Annotated in this window: 2 protein-coding genes; both read right to left on the bottom strand. The window is 42.1% G+C overall.

Annotated features, from left to right (window positions below; all coding sequences use genetic code 11):
- A partial coding sequence (locus WEIDD23_RS05545; RefSeq protein ID WP_062358824.1) for a BMP family lipoprotein occupies positions 1-743 on the bottom strand: 743 nt, incomplete at its 3' end.
- A 224-nt stretch (positions 744-967) separates the two neighbouring features.
- Positions 968-1,203 (bottom strand): BMP family ABC transporter substrate-binding protein (locus tag WEIDD23_RS05540; RefSeq protein WP_156469583.1); only part of this gene is annotated, 236 nt, incomplete at its 5' end.

The raw sequence follows: 1,203 nt of genomic DNA, 5'->3' as shown, positions 1-1,203 counted from the left end.
TTAGTTTGCTTCTCATTCAAATCCTTTGCTTCAGTGAAAACACCAGCACCGGCGCCACCGGCCGCTTGATAAAGCACATCTGATCCGTTTTGGTACATTGACGCCGCTATTGTTTTAGCCTTACCGGCATCCGCAAAATCACCGACATACTGAACATCGACCTTAATATTGGGATTGACAGACTTGGCCCCAGCAACAAAGCCTGTTTCGAATGTCTTAACAACGGCTGATTCCATCCCACCGATAAAGCCAAGTTGATTTGTTTTAGTTGTCTTCGCAGCCGCAACACCGGCTAGGTAAGAAGACTGTTCGGTATGGAACGTAACCGAGACAACATTTTGACGTTTCTTAGCAATGTCATCAATAATCATGAAGTTATTTTTAGGATACTTTTTTGCGGCTGCATTAATCGCAGGCGTCTTTGGGAACCCAATCCCATAAATATTTTGGTAGCCATTAGCAACTGCTTGATTGATATTTGTTTCAAAATCGGCTGATGTCTTTGCTTGAAAATAAGTGTAACCACCCTTACCTTGCTTCACATCATTTGCCTTAGCCCAACTTGTTAGCCCTCGCCAAGCCGATTGTTGAAATGACTTATCATCGATACCTGCTGCATCCGTAATCAAGGCAACCGAAGCTTTACTAGTTGCTGCATCCCCTTTATTCGCACTCGCATACACTCCAATTGCAACTGCTGCAACTACAACAACACCCGTACCCAAAACAACCTTACGATTCATGATTAACCCCTATTTTGTAAAATAAATTAATTTAAAGTTCGCGTTTTACGTTAATTAAACGTTTTAATTAACCAACTCCACAATAATAACCCGAACAAAACGTTTTGTAAACACAATCATTCGTTTTTAGATAATAAATAGAAACGCAAAACATATAAAGAGGTGCAAAACACGAACAAAAAGCGCTCATCGCGTTTTGTGATGAGCGCTTTTCGAACTTTAAATTACTTAGCAGGTACTTCTACCTTGCCGTCAATGATTTGCTTCTTAGCCGCTTGAACAGCATCCCAAGTTGCTGCTGACATGTGACCACGCGTCACGGCAACACCCTTATCGTCTAGCCCATAAACCAAGTGCTCGCCACCAGGGAACTTATCCTTAGCTGCCTTTTCAGTGACATCAACAACAGCCTTGCCGACCTTCTTTACTGATGACGTCAATGTAAAGTTTGACTTGCCAT

Source organism: Weissella sp. DD23 (assembly GCF_001579105.1).
Classification (GTDB): Bacteria; Bacillota; Bacilli; order Lactobacillales; family Lactobacillaceae; genus Weissella; species Weissella cibaria.
The sequence above is the reverse complement of the archived record's forward strand: the minus strand, read 5'-3'. Positions and strand labels throughout refer to the sequence as shown.